The sequence below is a fragment of the uncultured Boseongicola sp. genome (assembly GCF_937988555.1).
Taxonomy (GTDB): Bacteria; Pseudomonadota; Alphaproteobacteria; order Rhodobacterales; family Rhodobacteraceae; genus Boseongicola.
In genome coordinates this window covers 1-23,483 of record NZ_CALJXO010000320.1, presented here as the reverse complement: position 1 = coordinate 23,483, position 23,483 = coordinate 1, and the positions used below count along the sequence as shown (strand labels likewise).

The 23,483-nt window shown below is 58.3% G+C and carries 26 protein-coding genes and 1 other RNA gene; 6 read left to right on the top strand and 21 right to left on the bottom strand.

The window, feature by feature from the left end; all coding sequences use genetic code 11:
- From Q1B15_RS19295 to mgtE, 4 genes are all read right to left on the bottom strand, one after another.
- Positions 1-438: DMT family transporter (locus Q1B15_RS19295; RefSeq protein WP_299756893.1), on the bottom strand; the 438-nt coding region annotated here is incomplete at its 3' end.
- Positions 435-1,250, bottom strand: coding sequence for a TIGR00282 family metallophosphoesterase (locus Q1B15_RS19290; RefSeq protein ID WP_299756890.1), 816 nt, complete (start codon positions 1,248-1,250; stop codon positions 435-437). The genes Q1B15_RS19295 and Q1B15_RS19290, both read right to left, overlap by 4 nt.
- 44 nt (positions 1,251-1,294) lie before the next feature.
- Positions 1,295-1,846 (bottom strand): 5-formyltetrahydrofolate cyclo-ligase, encoded by a 552-nt coding sequence (locus tag Q1B15_RS19285; RefSeq protein ID WP_299756887.1) that lies wholly within the window; start codon positions 1,844-1,846, stop codon positions 1,295-1,297.
- Positions 1,843-3,234, bottom strand: a complete 1,392-nt coding sequence (gene mgtE / locus Q1B15_RS19280) for a magnesium transporter (protein WP_299756884.1) — start codon at positions 3,232-3,234, stop codon at positions 1,843-1,845. The genes Q1B15_RS19285 and mgtE overlap by 4 nt, the downstream gene beginning before the upstream one ends.
- 104 nt (positions 3,235-3,338) lie before the next feature.
- On the opposite strand from mgtE, the gene guaD reads away from it, so the two are divergent.
- Together guaD and Q1B15_RS19270 are read left to right on the top strand one after the other, a co-directional pair.
- The gene (guaD, locus tag Q1B15_RS19275; RefSeq protein ID WP_299756882.1) at positions 3,339-4,631 is read left to right on the top strand and encodes a guanine deaminase; all 1,293 of its coding nucleotides are present in this window, start codon (positions 3,339-3,341) and stop codon (positions 4,629-4,631) included.
- Between the two features lie 276 nt (positions 4,632-4,907).
- A complete protein-coding gene (locus tag Q1B15_RS19270; protein WP_299756880.1) occupies positions 4,908-5,498 on the top strand; it encodes a LysE family translocator in 591 nt (196 codons plus the stop codon).
- Here the strand turns inward: Q1B15_RS19270 and Q1B15_RS19265 are convergent.
- From Q1B15_RS19265 to Q1B15_RS19255, 3 genes are all read right to left on the bottom strand, one after another.
- Positions 5,495-6,826 carry an 8-oxoguanine deaminase gene (locus Q1B15_RS19265; RefSeq protein WP_299756877.1) on the bottom strand — a complete coding sequence of 444 codons (1,332 nt, stop codon included), beginning with the start codon at positions 6,824-6,826 and terminating at the stop codon, positions 5,495-5,497. The genes Q1B15_RS19270 and Q1B15_RS19265 overlap by 4 nt on opposite strands.
- 123 nt (positions 6,827-6,949) lie before the next feature.
- Positions 6,950-7,693, bottom strand: a complete 744-nt coding sequence (hisN, locus tag Q1B15_RS19260; RefSeq protein ID WP_299756895.1) for a histidinol-phosphatase — start codon at positions 7,691-7,693, stop codon at positions 6,950-6,952.
- 118 nt (positions 7,694-7,811) lie between these two features.
- A complete protein-coding gene (locus Q1B15_RS19255) occupies positions 7,812-8,183 on the bottom strand; it encodes a helix-turn-helix transcriptional regulator (protein ID WP_299756875.1) in 372 nt (123 codons plus the stop codon).
- Positions 8,184-8,456: 273 nt separating this feature from the next.
- Between Q1B15_RS19255 and Q1B15_RS19250 the strand changes: the two genes are divergently transcribed.
- Positions 8,457-9,416 (top strand): NADPH:quinone oxidoreductase family protein, encoded by a 960-nt coding sequence (locus Q1B15_RS19250; RefSeq protein WP_299756872.1) that lies wholly within the window; start codon positions 8,457-8,459, stop codon positions 9,414-9,416.
- Positions 9,417-9,470: 54 nt separating this feature from the next.
- On the opposite strand, the gene Q1B15_RS19245 is transcribed toward Q1B15_RS19250, so the two are convergent.
- The gene (locus Q1B15_RS19245; protein WP_299756869.1) at positions 9,471-9,809 is read right to left on the bottom strand and encodes a hypothetical protein; all 339 of its coding nucleotides are present in this window, start codon (positions 9,807-9,809) and stop codon (positions 9,471-9,473) included.
- Positions 9,810-10,022: 213 nt separating this feature from the next.
- Positions 10,023-10,205, bottom strand: a complete 183-nt coding sequence (locus Q1B15_RS19240) for a LysR family transcriptional regulator (protein ID WP_299756866.1) — start codon at positions 10,203-10,205, stop codon at positions 10,023-10,025.
- A gap of 475 nt (positions 10,206-10,680) precedes the next feature.
- Here Q1B15_RS19240 and Q1B15_RS19235 point away from each other — a divergent pair, with 475 nt between their 5' ends.
- Together Q1B15_RS19235 and Q1B15_RS19230 are read left to right on the top strand one after the other, a co-directional pair.
- A complete protein-coding gene (locus tag Q1B15_RS19235; protein WP_299756863.1) occupies positions 10,681-11,460 on the top strand; it encodes a Bax inhibitor-1/YccA family protein in 780 nt (259 codons plus the stop codon).
- A 109-nt stretch (positions 11,461-11,569) separates the two neighbouring features.
- A complete protein-coding gene (locus tag Q1B15_RS19230) occupies positions 11,570-12,718 on the top strand; it encodes a Xaa-Pro peptidase family protein (protein ID WP_299756860.1) in 1,149 nt (382 codons plus the stop codon).
- 42 nt (positions 12,719-12,760) lie between these two features.
- Here Q1B15_RS19230 and Q1B15_RS19225 read toward each other — a convergent pair whose 3' ends face one another.
- On the bottom strand, positions 12,761-13,159 hold the full coding sequence (locus tag Q1B15_RS19225; protein WP_299756857.1) for a cell division protein ZapA: 399 nt from the start codon (positions 13,157-13,159) through the stop codon (positions 12,761-12,763).
- Between the two features lies 1 nt (position 13,160).
- On the bottom strand, positions 13,161-13,634 hold the full coding sequence (locus Q1B15_RS19220) for a hypothetical protein (RefSeq protein ID WP_299756854.1): 474 nt from the start codon (positions 13,632-13,634) through the stop codon (positions 13,161-13,163).
- Positions 13,635-13,851: 217 nt separating this feature from the next.
- Here Q1B15_RS19220 and tkt point away from each other — a divergent pair, with 217 nt between their 5' ends.
- The gene (gene tkt, locus Q1B15_RS19215) at positions 13,852-15,897 is read left to right on the top strand and encodes a transketolase (RefSeq protein ID WP_299756851.1); all 2,046 of its coding nucleotides are present in this window, start codon (positions 13,852-13,854) and stop codon (positions 15,895-15,897) included.
- A gap of 58 nt (positions 15,898-15,955) precedes the next feature.
- Here tkt and Q1B15_RS19210 read toward each other — a convergent pair whose 3' ends face one another.
- From Q1B15_RS19210 to gatA, 10 genes are all read right to left on the bottom strand, one after another.
- On the bottom strand, positions 15,956-16,486 hold the full coding sequence (locus Q1B15_RS19210; RefSeq protein ID WP_299756848.1) for a cytochrome b/b6 domain-containing protein: 531 nt from the start codon (positions 16,484-16,486) through the stop codon (positions 15,956-15,958).
- Positions 16,487-16,489: 3 nt separating this feature from the next.
- Positions 16,490-17,068: a YceI family protein gene (locus tag Q1B15_RS19205; protein WP_299756845.1), complete on the bottom strand. Its 579-nt coding sequence runs from the start codon at positions 17,066-17,068 to the stop codon at positions 16,490-16,492.
- 88 nt (positions 17,069-17,156) lie between these two features.
- Positions 17,157-18,209 (bottom strand): NAD(P)-dependent oxidoreductase, encoded by a 1,053-nt coding sequence (locus Q1B15_RS19200; RefSeq protein ID WP_299756842.1) that lies wholly within the window; start codon positions 18,207-18,209, stop codon positions 17,157-17,159.
- Between the two features lie 355 nt (positions 18,210-18,564).
- On the bottom strand, positions 18,565-19,002 hold the full coding sequence (locus Q1B15_RS19195; protein WP_299756839.1) for a lipoprotein: 438 nt from the start codon (positions 19,000-19,002) through the stop codon (positions 18,565-18,567).
- A gap of 17 nt (positions 19,003-19,019) precedes the next feature.
- On the bottom strand, positions 19,020-19,541 hold the full coding sequence (locus tag Q1B15_RS19190; RefSeq protein ID WP_299756836.1) for a GNAT family N-acetyltransferase: 522 nt from the start codon (positions 19,539-19,541) through the stop codon (positions 19,020-19,022).
- A 118-nt stretch (positions 19,542-19,659) separates the two neighbouring features.
- Positions 19,660-19,827 carry a 50S ribosomal protein L33 gene (gene rpmG, locus Q1B15_RS19185; protein WP_299756834.1) on the bottom strand — a complete coding sequence of 56 codons (168 nt, stop codon included), beginning with the start codon at positions 19,825-19,827 and terminating at the stop codon, positions 19,660-19,662.
- Between the two features lie 165 nt (positions 19,828-19,992).
- Positions 19,993-20,400, bottom strand: an RNA gene (gene rnpB, locus Q1B15_RS19180) — RNase P RNA component class A.
- 41 nt (positions 20,401-20,441) lie between these two features.
- Positions 20,442-21,152 carry an N-acetylmuramoyl-L-alanine amidase gene (locus tag Q1B15_RS19175; protein WP_299756831.1) on the bottom strand — a complete coding sequence of 237 codons (711 nt, stop codon included), beginning with the start codon at positions 21,150-21,152 and terminating at the stop codon, positions 20,442-20,444.
- A gap of 4 nt (positions 21,153-21,156) precedes the next feature.
- Complete coding sequence (locus tag Q1B15_RS19170) at positions 21,157-21,912, bottom strand: hypothetical protein (protein ID WP_299756829.1); 756 nt, start codon at positions 21,910-21,912, stop codon at positions 21,157-21,159.
- 39 nt (positions 21,913-21,951) lie between these two features.
- Positions 21,952-23,436 carry an Asp-tRNA(Asn)/Glu-tRNA(Gln) amidotransferase subunit GatA gene (gatA, locus tag Q1B15_RS19165; RefSeq protein ID WP_299756827.1) on the bottom strand — a complete coding sequence of 495 codons (1,485 nt, stop codon included), beginning with the start codon at positions 23,434-23,436 and terminating at the stop codon, positions 21,952-21,954.
- Between the last annotated feature and the right edge of the window lie 47 nt (positions 23,437-23,483).

Genomic DNA, 23,483 nt, shown 5'->3' with positions numbered 1-23,483 from the left:
AAGGCTCGTCTCTGGGCCAACAATTAACAGCACGCCACATAACCCAAGGGCCAGGCCACCAAAGCGCACCCATTGAAAGCGCTCGTTGCCCATAAGAATCGCGAATGGAAATGCGAACAAAGGCACCAGCGACAGCAAGATCGACACCACGCCGGCAGGCAAATGCCGCGCGGCCTCATAAGACGCAGAATTAGGTAGAATCGTTCCGATCATCGCAATCAGGACGTATATTTGTAGCGCCGGCCGCGAAATAGTCAGCCGCCTGCCGCGCATCGTTTGGATCACGCCCATGACAATCGCACCGATTGCCAATTGCCAGAAAACCAGTCCGATATGGCGATAGCTTTCGCTGACCGCGATCTTGGCCAAAGGCTGGGTCGCGCCCCAGCCCGCCCCCATAACGGCCAGACAGAAAATCAGAAAAAGGCGGTCCTTCACTCCGGCCCGGACGCCTGCAAGCGCCCGCCATCGCGGATCATCTGCACGGTCGTTGCCTTGCCGGTGCGGTCATCCGTCACCACGAAAAGCCCCGACAAGGTGGCCTCACCGTTTGCAGGCTCAAACCGCCCCTTGCCCATGCCGGTGACAAAGCGGCGCATAGGCTCGGCCTTGTCCATGCCGATGACCGAATTGTAGTCGCCGCACATTCCGGCATCCGCCTGGAACGCAGTTCCGCTCGGCAGGATTTGCGCATCAGCCGTTGGCACATGCGTGTGCGACCCCACAACCATGCTTGCACGGCCGTCGCAAAAGTGCCCCATAGCCATCTTTTCGCTGGTCGCTTCGCAATGAACGTCCAGAACAATTGCCTGCACCATCCCACCCAAAGGATGGGTGCGCAAAATATTGTCGACGGCGGAAAAAGGGTCGTCAAAGGCGCGTTTCATAAAGACTTGCCCCAGCACCTGCGCTACCAACACCTTTCGTCCGCCCGGCGCATCAAACACCCGCGAGCCGACCCCAGGGGCTTGCTTAGCAAAATTCACAGGGCGAATAATTCGCCGCTCCCGTTCGATAAAGGTCAGCATGTCCTTTTGATCGAAGGCATGATCCCCAAGCGTCAGCACATCCACGCCGCTGTCCAGCATCGCCTTTGCATGATCGCCCGAAAGCCCGGCACCTGCTGTAGCGTTTTCGCCGTTCACCACGACGAAATCAGCCCTAAGTCTGTTCCGTAAAGGCAGAAGCCGCTCGCGGATCGCTGTCCGTCCGGACCGCCCCACAATATCACCAAGATAAAGAATACGCATTCCTTGGCCCTACCCCCGGCCTAAAAACAAAGCAAGTACCGTCATCACGACTGTAAAAAGCGTCTTATTCCGGCCTCGGTCACAATCGCATTCAACGGCTGATCCGTCGCATCGATTGGCAGTGTTTCAGCAAGCTGTGCCTCATAGGCAAACCCCACCGCCACAACCGGCCCCAAGGGCCGAAGCTTGCCCAACGTCCGGTCATAGTGCCCTGCGCCATAGCCCAAACGATGCCCCCGCTCGTCAAACGCCAACAAAGGGACCACCAACACCTGCGGGATGACCTCGGTCTCGTCCACAGGCACTTCGACACCAAAGCTATCGGCAATCATCGCTGTCCCCGGCACCCAAGGACGAAAAACCAATGGCGCATAGCCGGTTGTCACGGGCAAACAAACCTCACGATGCGCTGAAAGCGCCTCAAGCAACGGCCTAGGGTCAATCTCTGTGCGGATCGGCCAAAAGAAAGAAACACGCCCCGCGGTTTCGCCCAACACATCGGCCAAATGCTTCAATGCTGGTGCCACATCGACCACCCCATGCACCTGCGCCCGTCGCTCTGCGGCCAGTTTGCGCAGAGACGCCTTGTCGGTCATAGCAACACCATCGAGGCCAACCCAAGAAACGCAAAGAACCCAACAACATCCGTGACCGTAGTCACAAACGTCCCTGCCGCCAACGCCGGGTCAACCCCGAACTTATCCAGCGCCAAAGGCACCAGAACTCCTGACAATCCTGCGACCATCAAATTCACCACCATGGCGACCGAAATTACAAATCCGATTGCCGGAGACCCAAACCAGATCACCCCGACGATCCCCATCACCACCGCAAAAATCAAACCATTCAAAAGTCCCGCCATCGCCTCACGGCGGACAACCCGCAACGCATTCGATTCTGTAAGGTCGCGCGTCGCCAAGGCCCGGACCGCGACCGTCATAGACTGCGTGCCCGCATTGCCGCCCATCGAAGCGACAATAGGCATCAATACCGCCAAGGCGACCACGGCCTGCAACACATCCTCAAATATCGAAATCACGATCGACGCCAAAATCGCGGTGGCAAGGTTGATCCCCAACCAGGGGAAACGCCGTTTTACGATCTCAAACGTCGAATTCGACAGGCTTTCGTCACCGACGCCACCAAGACGCAAAACGTCTTCCTCATGCTCTTCATCCAAAACCGCCATCGCGTCATCAATTAGGATCACGCCAACCAACCGCCCGTCCTCATCGACAACAGGCGCTGTAATCAGGTGATACTGGTTGAACGCATAGGCCACATCGCCTTCGTCCTCGACGGCATCAAAGGTGCGAAAACTCTCCTCGGTGATCGTCTTCAAAGGCACTTCGCGCCGCGACGACATTAGCCGGCCAAGCGTCACATAAGACGTCGGCCGATGCCGCGGATCAACCAATACAATGTGATAGAACTGCTCGGGAAGATCCGACTGTGCGCGCATGTGATCAATCGCGTCCCCAACAGACCAATGCTCGGGGGCAACCACAACTTCGCGCTGCATCAGGCGACCAGCAGAGAACTCCGGGTATGCCAGCGCCTGCTCGACCGCGATCCGGTCGACCACATCCAGCGCCTCAAGCACAGCTTCCTGCTGCGCGTCCCCAAGGTCTTCCATAATGTCGACGACATCGTCAGATTCCAGCTCGCGCACCGCGTCGGCAAGAACCGTTGGCTCCAGCGTTTCAACCACTTCGTCACGGATATCTTCAGCGATTTCAGACAGGATTTCCCCGTCGATATAGTCGCCTGCGAGCTGGAGAATCTTTGTCCGGTCTTCGGTGTCTACCTGCTCCAGAAGGTCGGCGATGTCGGCAGGGTGAAGCGGCTCGAACACCTCCAGCAACCGTTCGCGATCACCGTCTTCAGCCGCACTTTTGGCAGCCGAAACGACCCGATTTCGAAGGGCATAGTCGTCCTCTGTATCGTCTTCCGCTCGGTCAATCGTTTCTGTCTGATCGGTCATAAGAAATACCTTTTCTCGCACCTTAAACTGAACTTATGCGAACTCCGTGATAGACAACAGAGCCGAGACCGAATTTACATTGGACAACAAACCCCGAGAGCCAGATGACCCAGAAAACGCTCCTGATCGGCCAGACCCTTGCCTTCACAGGAGATCCTTTTCACGACGGCATCGAAACGGCCCGCCACGACGCCCGCGGCGGCATTCTGATTGAGAACGGTATGATCACAGCCACCGGCACGGCCGACGACCTGCGGCGCGCCCATCCGGAAGCTCAAATCACCGACTACGGCAATTCACTGATCCTTCCAGGCTTCATCGACGCGCACGCCCATTACCCGCAAACCGCGATGATCGCGAGTTGGGGCAAGCGACTGATCGACTGGCTCAACAGATATACCTTCCCCGAAGAGATGAAGTTCGGCGACCCCGTCTATGCAAACGCCATCGCCAAAACCTACTTCGATCTGACGCTCGCCAACGGCACAACCACCACCACAAGCTTCACGACCATCCACCCTGCAAGTGTTGACGCCTACTTTGCCGAGGCCAAATCCCGCGGATTGCGCGCCATCGCTGGCAAGACTTGCATGGATCGCAATGCGCCCGCAGATCTCACTGACACCGCTCAATCGGCCTATGATGACAGCAAGGCCCTGGTGGGAAAATGGCACGGCCAGGACCGCCTGATCTACGCGATCACGCCGCGCTTTTCGCCAACCTCAACGCGCGAACAACTCGCCGCCCTCGGGGCCCTTTGGGCCGAGCATCCAGACTGCCTGATGCAAACGCATTTGTCCGAACAAACCGAAGAAATCGCATGGGTTCGTGACCTCTTCCCCGAAGCCCGGGACTATCTTGATACCTACGAGGCCGCAGGCCTTATCGGCCCCGGCGCTCTTTTTGGTCATGCCATTCATCTGACTGACCGCGAGCGCGCAAGGCTCAAAGAAAGTGGCGCAAGCCTTGTCCACTGCCCGACATCGAACACATTCATCGGCTCGGGACTATTCGACATGGACGGGTTGATGGCCGAGGGACAAACCATCGGGTTGGCCACTGATACCGGTGGCGGCTCGTCGTTCTCTATGCTGCGAACAATGGCTGCAGCCTATGAGGTTGCTCAGCTTCGAGGCCGCGCGCTTCACCCCGCAGAACTGCTGTGGCTTGCAACAACCGGCTCCGCCCGAGCGCTACGCCTTGATACAAAAATCGGCCACCTTAGTCCCGGTTATGAAGCGGACCTCGTGGTCCTCGATCTTGCTTCAACGCCGGCTATCGCCCAACGGGCGGCACGGGCTGATACGCTTTGGGAAGCCGTCTTCCCAACCATCATGATGGGGGACGATCGAGCGATCCGTGACGTTCGCATCATGGGCCAGTCGATGACGAAATGACTTCTTTGCCTCCGGCGGAGGTATGTTTGAAAGGATGAAATACAGGGCGATCTAGCCCACCTCGGACCGGTGAGCCAAAGAGCGGGGCTTCATCCTTTGCGGTCATCGGCTCCTCAGATTGTACCGCAACAATTTGAGACGCATTGAGAGTTAGTGATCCGTTATGCGATAAGGCACGGTCTCACGCATTTTCACCCCTTTAAAAAATACCTAAAACTCCGCGCTTGAGGCGCACAAAACCTTGCCATTCCGCGCGCAGGCGTCATTCTCAGCCCAATGCTCACATTTGCCCTTGCCGTCTTCTTTTTGATCATCACTCCCGGTCCGGGCGTCTTGTCTTTGGCAGGTGTCGGAGCGGCCTTCGGGTTTCGGCACGGAAGTCGCTACCTCCTTGGTCTCTTTTTTGGCACGAACCTTGTTTGCCTTGGCGTGATCACTGGCTTGGCTGCGGTCATGTTGGCAGAGCCAGGCGTGCGAACTGTATTTTACGTCATTTCGGTCGGCTATCTGGTTTACCTCGCCTTCCGCATCGCCTTCGCGGGCTCAAAGCTCGCCTTCATAGAGCGCACAACGCCACCCGGGATCAAGGGTGGGATGCTGCTTCAGGCCGTGAATCCAAAGGCCTATGCGGTGAACACCGCCTTGTTTTCTGCCTTTGCCTTCATGCCCGAAACACCGGGATTAGAGGTAGCCCTTAAGCTATTGATATTGAATACGATATGGACGGCAATTCATTTCCTATGGCTTTGGGTCGGCATCACCTTGAGACGCCTTGATCTGCCAGAAAAAATGCAACGCGCAATCAATATTGGCATGGCAGCGTCTATGCTTATCGTCGTCGCGCTCGCGGCCTTCGCGCCCCACTAGCCCATCAGGCGGGTCACCAATGTCTGCCCCTCAGCAACCGTCGCATCCAAGTCAATCGTCGCCACTCGTCCGGCATCGACAACACGCCGACCCTCGACAAACAAATCCCGCACCCGCATTGGCCCCGCCAGCAATATCGCCGCGGCATCCCAGCTTCCGGCGCTTTCAATGCCGCTGACGTCCCACACCGCAATATCCGCCCTCATCCCCGGTGCAAGCCGCCCGATATCGTCGCGCCCCAAAACCGCCGCGCCGCCGACGGTCGCAATCTCCAAGGCCTCGCGTGCCGCCATTTTATCCGCACCGCCCTGCACCCTTTGCATCAACATGGCCTGACGCGCCTCGCCGATCAGATTTCCCATATCGTTCGATGCAGACCCGTCGACGCCCAGCCCGACCCGCACGCCTGCATCTCGCATCGCGCGTACCGGAGCAATGCCCGACCCCAAACGACAATTCGAGCAAGGACAATGCGCAACGCCAGTTCGGCTTCTTGCAAAAAGATCAATCTCTTGCGCATCTAACTTTACGCAATGCGCATGCCAGACATCATCACCCGTCCAACCCAAATCTTCGGCATATTGTCCCGGACGGCACCCGAATTTTTCCAGCGAATAAGCGATGTCTTCCTCGTTCTCCGCCAAATGCGTATGAAGTCGCACACCCTTGTCGCGCGCCAAAACAGCAGCGTCGCGCATCAGTTCGCGACTGACCGAAAACGGCGAGCAGGGTGCCACGCCCACCCTTACCATCGACCCCGGCGCGGGATCGTGGAAGGCATCAATCACCCGAAGGCAGTCTTTAAGGATCGCCGTCTCACTCTCGACCAGATCGTCCGGTGGCAATCCGCCCGCACTTTCCCCAATTGACATTGATCCGCGCGTCGGATGGAACCGCATCCCGACCTCGCCCGCAGCCCAGATCGTGTCATCGAGACGCGCGCCATTCGGATAGAGGTACAGATGATCCGAACTGGTCGTACAGCCTGAAAGCGCAAGCTCAGAAAGACCCAACAGTGTTGAAACGCGCATTTCTTCCGGACCAAACCGCGCCCAAATGGGGTATAGAGTCTGGAGCCAGCCAAACAAAAGCGCGTCCTGCCCGGCGGGCACAGCCTTCGTCAGCGTCTGATAGAGATGGTGATGGGTATTCACGAGGCCGGGCGTCACAACGCATCCACGCGCCTCAACCACGCGTGCGTCAGGCGCATCAAGCGCAGGCCCGACGGCGCGGATCACGCCTGCGTCGAAAAGGATGTCGCAATTCTTCAGATCATCGCCCGCCATGGTGACGATCGTGTCTGCATTTCTCAAAAGTACTTGGGTCACAGTCGCTCCTGGTCCTGTCGCTCTCTTCGGACCAGGTGGGTCGATAGGGACGACAGAAGAGAGCGGAAAAGGACTCATCCCTTACGCCAATTTAGCAATCAGCGACGCGCAGGTCCATAACCCTCACTCGGCCAGAAGCCTCAGTGCCGCGCGGTGCAACTCGGGCGTTGCCGCCGCAACCACCTGCCCGCCCTCGTGAACTGGCCCGCCAGTCCAGTCCGTCACAATCCCGCCTGCCGCCTCGATCACCGCAATCGGCGCCTGGATATCATAGGCCTGAAGGCCAGCCTCGATAACCAGATCGACCTGACCGGCGGCCAACAAAGCATAGGCATAGCAATCACAGCCGTAGCGCGTCAGCCGTACCTGTTCGGCAACCCGGCGAAACGCAGCCCCTTCAGCAGGTGTTCCGACTTCCGGAAAAGTCGAGAAAAGCGTGGCCTCGGCCAGGACCGTTGTCGCCCGGACACCCAGTGTCCTTTTGCCCAAGGGTCCGATCATCTCTGACCGCCCCGGACCACCGTAAAACCGCTCGCCGATGTAGGGTTGATCAATCACCCCAAGGAAAGGCCCCTTGGCATCCGACACGGCGATCAAAACACCCCATGTCGGTGATCCCGAGATATAGCCGCGCGTGCCGTCAATCGGATCCAAAACCCAACTCAGCCCTGACGTTCCATCAGTCTGCCCATACTCTTCGCCCAAAACACCGTCATCGGGCCGGCGCTCGGCAAGAATTGCTCGCATTGCGGTTTCCGCATCCCGGTCGGCCACTGTCACAGGATCAAAATCCGCGCGTTTGCTTTCGGTCTGCAAACCCGCCTGCCGAAAATGGCGCAGCGTTTCAACGCGCGCCGCATCTGCCATCGCATCCACGACGGACCAAAGTTCATTCACATTGAAATCAGGCAAAAGAAAACTCCCACGCCTTCGGGCGCTGAGGTTTTCGTAGTCAGACCCGCAGTCCGGGTCAAGCGACGTGGCGCTATGCGACGTCGCTAAGCACGCGCGCAAGCTCAAACAAGCGACGGCGCTGGTTCTCTGGGATGGCGTAGTATGACCGCACAAGTTCGAGCGCTTCTTTGTCAGCAAGAATGTCGCCGGGCACTGTGCGATCTTCCGCACCGTTGTCTGCTTCAGTGCTCAGCCCGTCGAAGAAGAAGCTGACCGGAACGCTCAACGTTTCCGCAATGTCCCAAAGCCGGGACGCAGACACACGGTTCATACCGGTCTCATATTTCTGGATCTGCTGGAACTTAATGCCAACATGCTCTGCCAACTGTTGCTGGGTCATGCCAACCATCCAACGACGGTGGCGGATTCTTTTCCCAACGTGCACATCAACGGGGTGCTTCATGTGTGACTCCCTTTGCAACCATGGATATACATGCGCTGCATTGATACAACTTTGATAGGTGTCTTTTTAGGCAGGTTCGAAGGCCAGGGTGTAAATGCTCTGCACGATCCTACTATCAAATTTGATCAAAAGCCGTGAAATTATTATTAAACAGCGTCTTATACCTGCTTCTTAAAGCAACTTGCCGATCAAAAGCGTACCAAATACAGTTGGCGGGATGTAGCGCAGGACTATTTTGATGCGAGATTCCCCTCTCAATACGGCGGTTGAAAGATGCGCATTCTAAGCGTCAGCGCTCCAAACGCCGAACCCGCAATTATCTCGGCACCGATTCCCTCGCCCAGTGAGACACAGATACAGGTGCGGGTCGCGGCCACCGCGCTCAACTTCGCGGACCTGTTGCTGATTGAGGGCCGCTATCAGGACACGCCGCCCTTCCCAGTGGTGCCAGGCCTCGAAATTTCCGGGACGATCACCGCAATCGGCACCAAAGTCACCGGCCAAAAAGTAGGCGACCGGATCGCCGCAATCGTCGGACACGGTGGGCTTGCCGACTATGCGGTTTTTGAAGCCGGCCGCGCGCTTGGGCTTCGCGATACGATTGACGACGCCACGGCCGCTGCTTTTCAGATAACTTACGCTACCGCGCATCTTTCGCTTATCCGCCGCGCAAGACTGGCAAAAGGCGAAAGCCTTGTTGTTCTGGGGGCAGCCGGGGGCGCAGGCCTCGCGGCTGTCGAGGTCGCCAAAGCCATCGGGGCAACGGTCATTGCGGTCGCGCGTGGCTCAGAGCGCCTTGCCATTGCGCGCGACGCTGGCGCTGACATCATGATCGACAGCGCCGATGGGGACTTCTCCGACGCCTTAAGGTCCCATGCCCCCTTCGATGTCGTCTACGATGCGGTTGGCGGCGCCACCGGCACGGCCGCAGCCCGGCGTCTTAAGCCCGAAGGTCGCCACCTTCTCATCGGCTTTGCCAGCGGGGATCACCCCACCGTGAAACCCAACCACCTGCTGGTCAAAAACATCGACGTGATCGGCTTCAACATCTCTGCCTACTCCAAGATCAATCCAACTGCGCTCACTGAGAGCCTGAAGACGCTTCTTCACTGGCACGCAAAAGGCGCGATCCGCCCCCACATCGGCCACACCTACCCGCTTGCGCAGGCCAACGCCGCCCTTGAGCTTCTAAAAAGCCGCAAGGCCACCGGAAAAATCGTCATTACGCCGTAAGCGCAAGTTTCGGTGCACCATGTGACCGCCGTACAAGCTGCGTGAGATGATATTTCACCGTGCCCTGAGCCACGTCTGAGGATACATATTGATTAATTTCTCGCCCATTTCTGGCAACGCCCCCCCGTGACTGATTTCCTCAAGCTGAGGCGCGTTCGTGCCTTCGATCTGCGCAAAAACCGCCAAATCTGCCGCCACCACGGCCTCAACCGTATGCGTCGCTTCCGAATCGAGAGCCATTTCCCATGGTAAACCCGCCCGATCCAGGGCCTCCATCATCGACTTGCGAAACTGGCAATGCGGCTCGGATGCCAAAGTCTCGCCATTGGGATCGACGTGATCTTCGGTGGCATGGAAAATGTAGCACTGCCCTTCCGCAAAAAGGTCCTTCAAACGAAGCGTCCAAGACGACGACACCTGAATTCTTATCCGCGGACAATCGGCGTTAAAAACCTGCAGGATCCATGGGATGCGGGGATAAATATTGTCATGTGGGCCCCCCAGAACCAGCCCCCTCGTAAGCTTGATTCATCATTTGACTGAAAATTTCGTCGTTCATAGCAATCATCCGACGCCCATACCCCAAAAGCTGCTCGCCCTCAGCCGTCACGCCGATCGTGCGCGACGGCCGGTCAAGCAATGCAATCCCAAAGCCTCTTCCGGCCGCTTCAACTGCATCGATACCGCCGATTGCATCAGGTTCAGCAAACCCGCCGCCTTGGTTACCCCGCCCATATCCGCAACAGCGACACACGAGCGCAAAGCCGTCAGATCGAGGATTCCAAGCATATCAATTTCCTTGATGATCGACGTCAAAAACATTCATTTTACGAATTCAATGCGGCGCGGCAAACACATCAGGCTTGGTGATGCGAGCGAGGCAACCAATCACATTTAAGAAAAAATGACACCATGTTCACGCCAGCCACCACCGCCCGCTTTGTCACAACCCCCTCCCATCGGTAGGGCTTTGTGTATTGGCTCCATGCAATGATTGCAGCTCAGAGATCCCGTGTGGCACTCGCCAATCATGATGCCGCAGGGCGCCTTGACGTGTCCCTCAGCCGAACCGACGTGGCCGCAGAACTCACCCGCCTGCGTTGGAGCGTCCCAAATCAGCGGCCGCGTTGATCCGCGTACCTGACCAAAAGACTCGTTTCTCAGGGTTTCGGCCTTGAAAAATGTCCCGTGCCAGCCGATATTCTCTTAGGAAGTGTCCGGGCATTCCGGTCATGTGAATAGAAACGTCGAGGAGAGACCGATAATGGCACAATATCAGACCGTCCGAACCGCGCCAGGTGTCCGCACGGCCGAGATAGACGCGGGCCTTCGCGCCCATATGAATAAGGTCTACGGCTCGATGTCCGTTGGCATGATCATAACTGCTCTGGCAGCATGGGCCATCGCTGGCTTGTCCGTAACGGCCGACCCAACTGGTGCGACGGTCGCAATCCGCGAAGGCCAATACCTGACGCCTATTGGCGAGACACTTTATATGTCGCCGCTGAAATGGGTGGTGATGTTTGCCCCTCTGGCATTCGTGTTCTTCGGCTTTGGTGCTGTAATGAAGCGCGGATCGGCAGCTGCCGTGCAAACCGCCTTCTTCGCCTTTGCCGCACTCATGGGCCTGTCGATCAGCTCGATTTTCCTCGTCTACACAGGGTTCTCCATTGTGCAGACGTTCCTTGTGACGGCGATCGCGTTTGCCGGCCTTAGCCTCTGGGGCTACACCACGAAAAAAGACATCTCCGCATGGGGCACATTCCTCATTATGGGCGTGATCGGCCTTATCGTGGTGATGGTCGTCAACCTCTTCATCGGCTCGCCTGCAATTATGTTTGCGATTTCGGCCATTGGTGTTTTGATCTTCGCGGGCCTCACCGCCTACGACACACAGAAAATCAAGACCTCCTACCTCGAACATGCCCACGCAGGCGATCAGGAATGGCTCGACAAGTCAGCCTATGCCGGTGCTTTGAACTTGTATCTCGACTTCATCAACATGTTCATGTTCCTGCTGCAACTCTTCGGCAATCGCGAGTAACATTTACGATCCGATAAAGTTTCTGAAAAGGCCGGCCACTGTGCCGGCCTTTTTTGTCCGTGCGCCAGCATGATATAAGCTCCAGACATGCAACACAGGAGCCACTTCAATGACAACGCCCCCGTTCCAAACCGAAAAAGCAGACGCGTTGATGGAGGCGCATGGCCTCGACGTCTTGATCGCAAACTCGCCCCACAACGTACGTTATCTCCTCGGCGGGCACCGCTCATTCTTCTTTCAAAGCATGGACGCCCTCGGCCACGCCCGCTATTTGCCGCTGGTGATATACGTGGCCGGCACCCTTGATCAGGCGGCCTACATCGGAAGCGCCATCGAAGGCTTCGAAAAGGCCCTCGGTGCGTTCTGGCCGATCCATACCCACACAGTCACCTGGGGAACGCGTGACGCCGCAGAAGCGGCCGTCAAACACCTCACAGACATGGGCCTCACCAAGGCCCGCATTGGCATCGAGCCGCCGTTCCTGCCCCGTGACGCGGATCAAGTCCTCGCTGACGGCCTGCCAGATGCAATATTCGGCGACGCAACCCCCATTTTGGAACGTCTCCGCGCAATCAAGCGTCCGGATGAGCTGGCCAAACTCAGCGCGGCGTCCGACGGCGTGATCGACGCCATGCGCGCAACCATCGACTGGGCAACACCCGGCGTCACCAAGCACCAGATCATCCACCGGCTGAAAGCCGAAGAACACGCGCGCGATCTCGACTTCGACTATTGCCTCGTGACGTTTGGCCAAAACCGGAACCGCGCGCCCTCTGATCAGCAATGGCAACCGGGGGAAGCCATGTCCATCGACAGTGGCGGCAATATTGACGGCTATATAGGAGACCTTTGCCGCATGGCCGTCATGGGGCCACCAGACGCGGAACTCGAAGACCTTCTGGCCGAAGTCGACGCCACCCAACAGGCAACGTTCGCTTTCCTCAAAGCAGGCGCGACCGGACAAACCGCCTTGGATCACGGCAACAGCGTCTTAAAGTCGGGACCCAATGCGAAGCACACGGACCTTGTCATCCACGGAATGGGCCTTGTCAGCCATGAGGCGCCCTTCATCATGTCCAACCGCATTTACGATGGCGTCGATGCCGAGGTCCCCCTCGAAGCGGGTATGGTCGTGTCGGTGGAAACAACGATGGGGCACCCCGACCGCGGCCTCATCAAACTGGAAGACACTATCGCGATCACGGAACAGGGCTTTGAGATGTACGGCGACGCGGCACGCGGCTGGAATATCGCCTGATCGCCGGCCCTCCAGCCTTTTAAAAATGCCTAAATAGAAAATCTATGCCGCTGCCGCTTTCTCTTCTGCCGCATCGGCCAGGGCCTCGGCACGCGCCGCAAGTTCCGCCAGCGTCTGCGTCACTTCATCCGGCACCACGGCCACCTCTACGCGTGTCGGTTCCGGCTGCGGATTGCTCTGGAACTCTTCGATCCACGCTTCCTGCTGAGCAACCTTGTCTTCCAGCGCTTTCAGTTGATCATCCGTCCCGGCGGCTTTGTCCGCAAGCATCAGGCCCGCCATCAAAAGCATCCGTGCTTCGGGCAACCGCCCGATCTGGTCCATGAGCGTGCTTGCCTCGTGATCCAGCAAGGCCGCCGCAGATTGCAGGAAATGCTCTTCGCCTTCCTGACAGGCCACTTGAAACGGACGGCTACCGATATTGATCGTTACTTCCGGCATCTCAGGCCTCCTTCAAAACAGGGTCAAGCGTTGCAAGAATGTCGTCGATTTCCGCGCGATCCGCCGACCGCGCCGCGCGCAGCGCCTCGACCTCGGTCTGCAACGACGCATTCACCAATTCAGGATCTGCAACAGCGCTTGCATTTGCCTCACGCAGGGTCTGATTGGATTGGCGTAATTTTTCGCTCACGGCCCTCATTCGCGACAAGTCCCCGTCCCGGCTTTCGACCTGTCCCTTCAGACGCGCAACCTGAGCCTCTAGCCCTGCCACCATCGTCTCCTGTTTTTCCTTGATCGCCCGCACCCGCTCTTCAAGCTGCGCATTGGCGACCCGCTCGGCCTCCAGCTCGTCCGCCAATGCCGCCGCATCAACGCCATCCTCTGACGCTCCCACGACCCCAAGTCGGTCCATCGCTTGCGCGGCCCGGTCCAATGCCGCCGTGATCCGGCGCTCCAGTTCGGAAATGTCGCTCATATGACTGTCCGCTCCCTCATAACTGCGGGGGCAATATTGGCGCGAGCGAATCGCACCAAACCCCATCCATTCCCCAAGTCATACGAAGGAAGCGCGGGGTTTTCACCCCCTTTCGGCGCAAACGTCCCCCCACGCGCTTGAACTCGCCCGCCTGCCTGCTATCAACCGCTCGAAACCTGAGCATTTCAGCGTCACGACCGACAAGGGGACAGGCACCGTGGATATCGCAACCTTAAAAGAGCTTCACCCAGACCATTTCGCCCGCGCGAGCGCAATCCGCGCCCTCGCGATGGACGCCGTACAGGCCGCAAATTCCGGGCACCCCGGCATGCCGATGGGCATGGCCGACGTTGCCACGGTTCTTTTTGAGAAACACCTGAAATTTGACGCAGCCGCCCCGGATTGGCCGGATCGCGACCGGTTCATCCTGTCTGCGGGTCACGGCTCGATGCTGCTTTACGCCCTCCTGCACCTCACGGGCTACGAGGATATGACGATTGAGCAGATCAAGAACTTCCGCCAACTTGGCTCGATCACAGCAGGTCACCCCGAATACGGCCACGCAAAAGGTATCGAAACGACCACCGGCCCGCTTGGCCAGGGCCTCGCCAATGCCGTCGGCTTCGCGATGGCCGAAGAAAGCCTGCGCGCGCGCTACGGCAAAAAGGTCTGCGACCATTACACCTACGCAATCGCCGGTGACGGCTGCCTCATGGAAGGCATCAGCCACGAAGCCATCGGCCTCGCGGGCATGCAAAAACTCGGCAAACTCATCGTACTTTGGGACGACAACAATATCTCAATCGACGGCAAAGTTGGGCTGTCCGACATCACCGACCAGACAAAACGCTTCCAGGCGGCTGGCTGGCAGGTCGTTGAATGTGATGGTCATGACCCCGAAGACATCGACCGCGCTTTGAGCCAAGCCAAATCATCTAAGAAGCCGTCGATGATCGCCTGCAAAACCCACATCGGCTTCGGTTCTCCTAAACAGGACACCGCCAAAGCCCACGGCTCGCCTCTTGGCCCAGACGGCATCGAAGCGACACGTGCAACCTACGGCTGGCCGTATGCGCCTTTCGAAATACCGGTCGACATCCTATCGGAATGGCGCACGATCGGCGCGCGTGGCTCCGCAGACCGAGCGGCATGGAACGACCGCTACGCCGAACTATCGCCAAACCGCCAAACCGAATTGCACCGCGTCTGGACAGGCGCACCTCCAAAGAAGCTCACCTCGACCATTCGCGCGCTGAAAAAGCAAATCTCTGAAACCAACCCCAAAGTCGCCACTCGCAGATCGTCGGAAATGGTGCTGGAGGCCGTGAACCCGATTATGCCCGAGAACATCGGCGGCTCGGCAGACCTCACCGGCTCCAACAATACACTCACGCCAGACCTTGGCATTTTTGACCAAGCCAACCGCAAAGGCCGCTACGTCCACTACGGCATTCGCGAACATGGTATGGCGGCCGCCATGAACGGCCTGGCACTTCATGGCGGCATCCGTCCTTACGGCGGAACGTTCTTGTGCTTCACGGACTACGCACGCGGCGCAATGCGCCTTAGCTCCCTCATGGGCGTGCCCGTCACCTATGTCATGACACACGACAGCATCGGCCTTGGCGAAGACGGGCCCACGCACCAGCCTGTGGAACACATCGCGATGCTGCGCGCCTCGCCCAACATGAACGTTTTCCGGCCCGCCGATACGGTCGAAACCGCAGAAGCCTGGGAACTTGCGCTGACATCACACAAAACACCAAGCACCCTCGTGCTGACACGTCAGGGCCTGCCAACTGTGCGGACCGAGCACAAGATGCGCAACCTCACCGCACAGGGCGCCTACGTCCTGCGCGAAGCCGAGGGCAAGCGCCAAGCGCTTCTGATCGCGACCGGCTCCGAGATCGAGATCGCCCTCAAGGCCCGCGACCTGCTTCAGGCCCAAGGCATCGGTACCCGTGTCGTCTCTATGCCTTGCTGGGAGTTGTTCGAGGAGCAAGACGAAGCCTACCGCCGCAAGGTTCTTCCCGCTGGCCCGGTTCGCGTCGCCATCGAAGCTGGCCTGCGCTTTGGTTGGGACCGTTGGTTGTTCGGCGAGCGCGGCAAGCGCGAAAAGTCAGGGTTCATCGGGATGCACGGGTTCGGCGCATCCGCCCCTGCGCCAGAGCTTTACGAGCACTTCGGCATAACTGCACAAGCCACAGCCGAAAAGGTTAAAGACCTCTTGGGCGGCAACTGGGCGCCCGATTCACGCACCTGATTAAGAAGCAGCCAGATGACATCTAAAAGGGCGCCGCGTGCGCCCTTTTTCCTGCGCTCTAGCCTTTGACCATACGTGCCAGCGTCCCGTCTCGCCGCGTGAGCGCCCCCGCAATATGCACGATGGCACAGGCCGCCAAAAGCTTCGTTACGACCCAATGCACGCCGAAAGCCGTTGTTTCCCAAGCCTCGGACACGGGCGCGAGCGGCGGCAAAGTTATCCGGTTGAACACAAGCACATCAAGTCCGGTCGCCCCGCTGCCCACCCATCCGCTAAGCGGCACCACGGCAAGAAGGACATAGAACGCCCGATGGACCCACTTGGCAGCCTGGTCCTTCCACGCAACATCAGAGGGAAGGCTTGGCGGCGGCGGTGAAACCACATGCCAGACAATTCGCACGGCAAGAAGCGCAAAGATCGTAACCCCGATCGATTTGTGCAACCCGAACAGCCAGAGGTTCGAATACCCGACCTCCATCCGCGCCACGTAGACCCCCAAAGGGAGCATCCCAAGCACGCCAAGGGCCGTAGCCCAATGCAGCGCCCGCGTGACCCACCCAAAAGACCGTTCAGAATTCCTGGCAGCCATGCCCTACTCCGCCAGATCGATCTGCAACATCAGATCAAGCGCCACGGTATCGCCCACAAGATCGCTCCACCCGGTTGCGCCGAAGGCCGCGCGACTTACGGCGCCGGACAGCTGCACAATCAATCGCTCGCGCTCGCCAAGCGCGCGATCAGCCGGACGAAACAACTCGGCATCCAGCGTGATGGGCCGCGTAGTATCGCGAATGGTAATCTCGCCGCTCATGCGCGCTTTCGACGGCGCGTCGGGAAGGACTTTGATCTCTGTCGAAACAAATGAAATCGTCGGAAACCGCGTTGTGTCAAGAACCTTGGGCCCGCGCAACGCTTGGGTTGCAAAGGGAAAGTTGGCTTTTGCATTGCCGACATCAAGGACAACGGCAACGCTGCTGTTTGCCACTTGCTGAAAATCAAGCGTGATCTCTGCTGACTGTACCGGCAACTCGCCAGTGATCTGATCCGGACCGAACGACACTTCAAACCCGACGCGGCTCGCGCCCTTGTCCAGCGTGTAGCTCAACGGCGCGGCATTCCCCGCCGACAAAGCGATGACCCAAACCAAGACTGAGCAGAAAAAGTTGCGCATGAAACAACACATAGAACCTTCGTCCCATGTGCACAGCCAAAACACCACCATGCGCGCAACACTTCTGCCTTAACGGTCCAAAACCCGCCTACCGGGTCTTCGCCATTTCCGCGACTTTGCTCGCATCGCCCACACCTGCCAGCGCCCCTATCTTGCTGGCCTCCGCGCGGCCAAGTCGACGTGAGGCGTTGCCGCCAAATAATGCAACCAGATCGTCCAGGATCATATCGCCGATTAGTTGACGCCCCCCCGCGACAGCCGCCGCGCGATGTGGAGACAAGATAATATTGCCAAGCTTTCGCACGGGATCGTCCGCCTCCAACGGCTCAGACGGGAACACATCAACTGCCGCGCGAAGCCGTCCGCTTGCGACCTCGGACGCAAGGGCATCGAAATCTACCAAATGAGCCCGGCTAATCAATATCACCAAAGCATTGCGCGGCATCAAGGCAAGCTTGGCCGCGTCCAGAAGATGGTGGTTCTCAGCCGTCGGCACAGCCGCCACAAACAGACAGCGCGACTGCGTCAGGACGTCCTCAAGCGAGACCAGCGTGATCCCATGGGCCTGCGCCACCTCCGGTGCCAACCAGGGATCATAGGCCACCACCCTGGGCGCAAACGGAGCCATAAGCCGCATCAACTCCTGTGCAATCTGCCCGAACCCGACAAATCCGACCTTCGCTCCGAACAGTGTAAAATCCGTCGCCTCGTTGTCACTTAGCCAGTTCTCCCCGCCTGAGCGAAACGCCTCGTGCTCAGTTATTAATCCCCGTGCCCCGGCCAATGCCATCGCCAGGCCCATTTCAGCCACCGATTGACGAAACCCCGGCGCACAGCTCAAAACCTCGATCCCGCGCGCCGCGCAGGCTGCGTAGTCAATCGTATCGGGAAAAGCCCCCGACACTTCGATGATCGCTTTAAGCCGCGTCGCCCGGCCCAAAACTTCGGCATCGATCAAAGGCGTGGCGGAAATCAGAACTTCCGCATCCGGCAATGCGTCATACAGCACACCGTCCGGAACTGGTCCGTCGCGGCCCCAAACCACGTTATAGATATCAAACAAAGCAGCCTTAGCGGCGGGCGAAAACAACTCGTCCATCCGCCGCCAGTCGGGATCAATAATAACAGTGGGTTTGGTCATCAAACTTCCGGAAAATACGTGTTGAAGTGGGGCAAAATCGAGCGGCACGCTGGTGCCGATGACAATGATACTAGTCTCAGGCCTAGCCGCAATAAATTTGCGCCACTCCCCAACTTCGGGTCAATACCGCCTCATTTTTAAGGCCCCATACTCCGATCGGAGGCTTCGCAATCCGTTACCCTTGGTTAACCCCGAGCACCACGTCATGCGGCCCTATCCACCAAGCGCTACAAGGCGCACCGACGCGATACCGACGTCGCGTTTCAGGCCAAGACCGCTCATTTTCTCGCGCTAACCATGCCAAAGCAGTGCGCAGGCCGCGCACCTGCAGAACTTTGCGTAAGACCCTGTTAACTTACGAACAATCAAGCGTATACACAGCCGCATCTTCTGACCGCAACGGCTGCGGATTAACCAAGCACCCGGTACGCGCCCGGATCACGCTGACCAAAGACGCCACAGGCGCATCGCCCTCGGACACAACGTAGTTGTTGGTGTTCAAAGCAATCTGTCGCATGAAATACGTCCGGCTTTCCTGAACGATTTCAAGATTTTGCTCGGCTTGCCGCAAGCTGTTTCCGCCAGCGTTCAAAGCATCAGCCGGGGTCGCCGCGTCAGCAAAAGAGAAGCTATAAAGCGGCAATGGCGTCAATCCCGCCATCTCAAACTCGGTCCGCGTGTTTTGCGGAAGGTCAGAAGTATCGCCTCCCAACGGTCCAAGCCCCACACCCTGTGGCTGCGCACAGCCCGCAACAAGTGCAGCAAGTCCCAGAAACAAAAATGATTTCTTCATTTGATCAATTCCCTCCTTCAATCCGGCTTATGAAACCGTCGCATATGCACAGCTGGAAAGTCGATACCCGCTCTCAATCCGACTGTCATCGGCCCAATGACCGAAAACCCGCAATCGGCGTAAAACGGCACCGCCGTAAGTGTTGAGAAACATTCAAATTGTTCAATGCCCGCCGCCCCAGCAGTTCTGAAAATATGCCCCATCAATCGCCGTCCGATCCCTTCACGCAAACGTCGGTGATCACTCACCACATGCCGGATATGAGCGACATCGAACCGCTCACCTCCCGCACCCGGCGGCGCTGCACGCGTCCAGCCTCCCGCGCCGACAATCGCCCCGTCTTTGTCTTCAACAACGAAATAGGTGCCCGACATTACCAACCGCGGCTGCGCCTTTGAAATCAAGGGGATGGCAGTCACCAAAAGCGATGGCAGATAGTCTGCTTTAAGGATCGCCGGATAAGACCGTGCCAGCAAAGCATCGACACCACTAAAGTCCGCCGCCAACGCGGTTCGCACTGTCAGAATGCTTCGTCGCATTGATCAATCATGCCCCATAGACACGGTCTTTGCCAAGGCCTGCAAAATCCGTAAAGCGGCTCCAAAATAGAAAAGGCCGCGCAAGTGGCGCGGCCCGTTTCCGAATTATTAAGCAAAACTATTTAATTTTGCCTTCTTTGTATTCGACATGTTTGCGCACGACCGGGTCATACTTTCGCACGACCATCTTCTCGGTCATCGTGCGGGCGTTTTTCGAGGTCACATAAAAGTGGCCGGTATCCGCGGTCGAGTTCAGACGAATTTTGATCGTGGTCGGCTTCGCCATGGGTTGTCTCCTGATTGGCCACACCTAACGAGACGGCAGCAGCCCGTAAATCCTTGAAGTCCGCGTTCTAGCGATCACCCCGCCCCTGTCAAGCCGATTCCCACCAATACCGTGCGGTCTCTAGCGGAGTGCCCGTCATCAGATCACCTGCGAAGAGGCGTTAATTTGCGCGGAGAGCCTGTAAGCCGGATTTTGTTCCCCGCGTTGCCACGGTTCGATGACCATTCCTCTGGCCCCGCCGTTACCGACGGGGATCTAGCTGCCAACCCGGGCCTCTCGGGCTGAAACGACCCTGCGTGGCGGTATCCCTTTCAGGACCGATCCCCGCGCGAGACCCCTATTTGGCATTGCTCCCGGTGGGGCTTGCCGTGCCGTCCCTGTTACCAGGTCCGCGGTGGGCTCTTACTCCACCGTTTCACCATAACCCCGGCGGACCGGGGCTGTCTGTTCTCTGTGGCGCTGTCCCTCGGGTTACCCCGGCCGGGCGTTACCCGGCACCGTTGTCTCATGGAGTCCGGACTTTCCTCCCGGCGCGATCCGAAGATCACACCAAGCGGCCATCCGGCTCTCCGCGCGGCTGTCGTCCTAGGCCCGCGCCGCGCGTGCGTCAAGGATCAGCTTTCCAAACCAATGGGTCGCGAGGGTGTGCGGCGCCCAAACCGCTCCGTCACATCGGCAGGAAATTGACGGGCCAAGCCCGACATCATGGCCCGGTCCGCAGGATCCAGTGGCCCACTTGCCATGGGTCGAAACCGTTGCCGAAACGCCTCCAGAACAAGCTTTTCCCCAAGTTCAATCGGATAGCCGAAGGAGGCTGCATTGCGCATGAAATCCCCCTTCAATGCCGCCTCCGGCCAAACGGAAAGTCCTTTTTTTGCAAGATGGTGCCAATCAAAATTCCGTCCCGGATCCGCCTTGCGCTCAGGGGCGAAATCCGAATGTGCAAGGACCGCTTTCGCCGGAAGAGAATGGCGCAGCAATATGTCGGCAAGAAGCACTTCCAGCGCCTCCATCAGCGGCGCGTCAAAAGCACATGTCCCGTCATTGTCCAACTCAATCCCGATGGACCGCGAGTTCACATCCTCGCGCCCCGCCCAGCGCCCCTCGCCGGCATGCCAGGCGCGATGAGCCTCCTCAACAAGGCGGAAAACGGCCCCGTCTTTCGAAATCAGATAGTGAGCCGAGACTTCCGACGTTTCATCACAAAGCTTCTCAAGCGCTGCGTCAGCGCTTCCCATCGCGGTGTAGTGGAGCACCACCAAAGACGGCGCAAGACCGCCCCGCCGCGCATTATAGTTCGGTGAGGAGCGATCTTCGATGTCCATAGGCTTAGCCTCCGCGTGCGGTCCGAAATGGTGCTGGGTTCCAGAAGCATGCGTATCCGTCTCCATCAGGGTCCATGCCTCGGCGGTCCCTCTGCGGGCCGCCCGCCTCAAGGAAAGCTTCCTGCGCACGGTCAGCGGACGGATAGCGCGCGCATTCCCGGTTGAAGCGATTGATATTTGCGCCACCGGTCCGACGGTAGACCTGCGTGCCAAGCGGGTGGGACGTTGCCAATGCGAACGCAACGACGTTCGGCCGCCCGGTGCTGGAGCGCTCAGGCAAGGCCGTGGGCGCAACAACTTGATAGGTCTCCCGATTGCGTTCGATCCGCTCGGCGTCGCTTTCGATGGATTCGCGGGACGCAACGGCGTCAAAATTCTGCTCGTCAGAGATATCAGGATTGTCCGTTACAGGTGCCATGCCAAGCGTCGCGGTTTCGACTGGGGCCGGTACCCTCGCAGCCGGAAGAGGTGTGCCAAGCGCACCTTGAGCCGTTGAGCCACCGACACCGCCAACGGGCGATTGCCCGCCAATCGTGCGGACCGATTCAAGGGCAGTCAGCGTCTCAGACGCTATGGCTTGCCCATCAGGCACCGCGCGTGGCCGCATCGCCTGAAGCTCAGCGTCGCGCCGAGCACGCTCTGTCGAAAACTCGTCGTAGCCATTGAAGCCCACGCCGAGGTTTGGATTACTATCAGGGACTTGCGCACTACATGCGGCCAAAAAGGCCACTGTACTAAGTGTCAGGAAACGGTTCATCATGTGCTGCTCTGCCAATTTGATTGGACGTTTTATAGGAACCTACCACCATTTAGACGGCTTGGAAACAAAGCCCGCACGGTCCTCGATTGCCTGTGCCACATTCATCAAAGCGCCCTCTTCCCATGGCTTGCCAATCAGCTGCAGCCCCAAAGGAAGGCCCTGCTTGTCGAGCCCCGCAGGCACGGCAATACCGGGAAGACCCGCAAGGTTTACAGTGACCGTGAAGACGTCATTCAGATACATCTGAACCGGGTCATCAAACTCCTGGCCCAACTCGAATGCCGCCGACGGCGTCGCAGGCGTCAGGATCGCATCGACCCCGGCCTCAAATGCGTCTTCGAAGTCCTTCTTGATCAAAGCCCGAACACGGCGCGCACGGTTGTAGTACGCATCGTAAAATCCTGCTGACAAAACATAGGTGCCAATCATTATACGACGCTTCACCTCGTCGCCAAAGCCCTCAGCGCGGGTTTTCTCGTACATCTCGGTGATGCCATCCCCGTGCGACAGTTTTGCGCGATGGCCATAGCGCACGCCGTCATACCGCGCGAGGTTCGACGAAGCCTCAGCTGGTGCCACCACATAATACGCAGGCAACGCGTACTTTGTATGCGGCAGAGAAATATCAACGATAGTCGCGCCTGCATCTTCCAGCATCGCGCGCCCTTCAGCCCAAAGGGCTTCGATCTCTTCTGGCATGCCATCCATACGATACTCTTTTGGAATACCAATGGTCTGGCCCTTTATGTCACCCGTGAGCATCGCCTCAAAATCCGGCACAGCGCGGTCTGCGCTGGTCGAGTCCTTCGGATCATGTCCGGCCATTGCGCCCAACATGATCGCGCAGTCGCGTACTGATTTCGTCATCGGACCGGCCTGATCAAGCGAGGACGCAAACGCCACAATCCCCCAACGCGACACGCGGCCATAGGTCGGCTTCAGCCCTGTTATTCCAACAAAAGCGGCGGGCTGACGGATCGATCCGCCGGTGTCGGTCCCGGTTGCAGCAAGGCATAAGTCAGCCGCAACAGCTGAGGCTGAGCCGCCCGAAGACCCGCCGGGGGTCAGCGCCGTTTCGTCGTTGTCGCGCCGCCAGGGGTTGATGACGTTGCCGTAGACACTTGTTTCGTTTGACGAGCCCATAGCAAATTCATCCATGTTCAGCTTGCCGATCATCACGGCACCTGCATCGAAAAGCTGGCTTGTCACAGTGGATTCATATTCGGGCTTGAAGCCCTCCAGGATGCCGCTGGCGGCCTGACTTGCTACGCCCTTGGTGCAAAACAAGTCTTTGATCCCCAAAGGAATACCGCACAAATCAGGGGCATCTCCCGCCGCAAGGCGCACATCTGCGGCTTTCGCCTGCTCAAGGGCAATCTCGGGTGTCGCATGCACCACGGCATTCAGCGTTTTTGCGTCGTCTGCCGCTTTCAGACACGCCTCGGTCAATTCAACCGATGTTATTTCACCCGCACGGAGTTTCTCTCGCGCTTGCGCAATGGTCAGGACGTTCAACTTAGTCATCGATTATTCCACCACTTTCGGAACCGCAAAAAAGCCTTCGCGCGCAT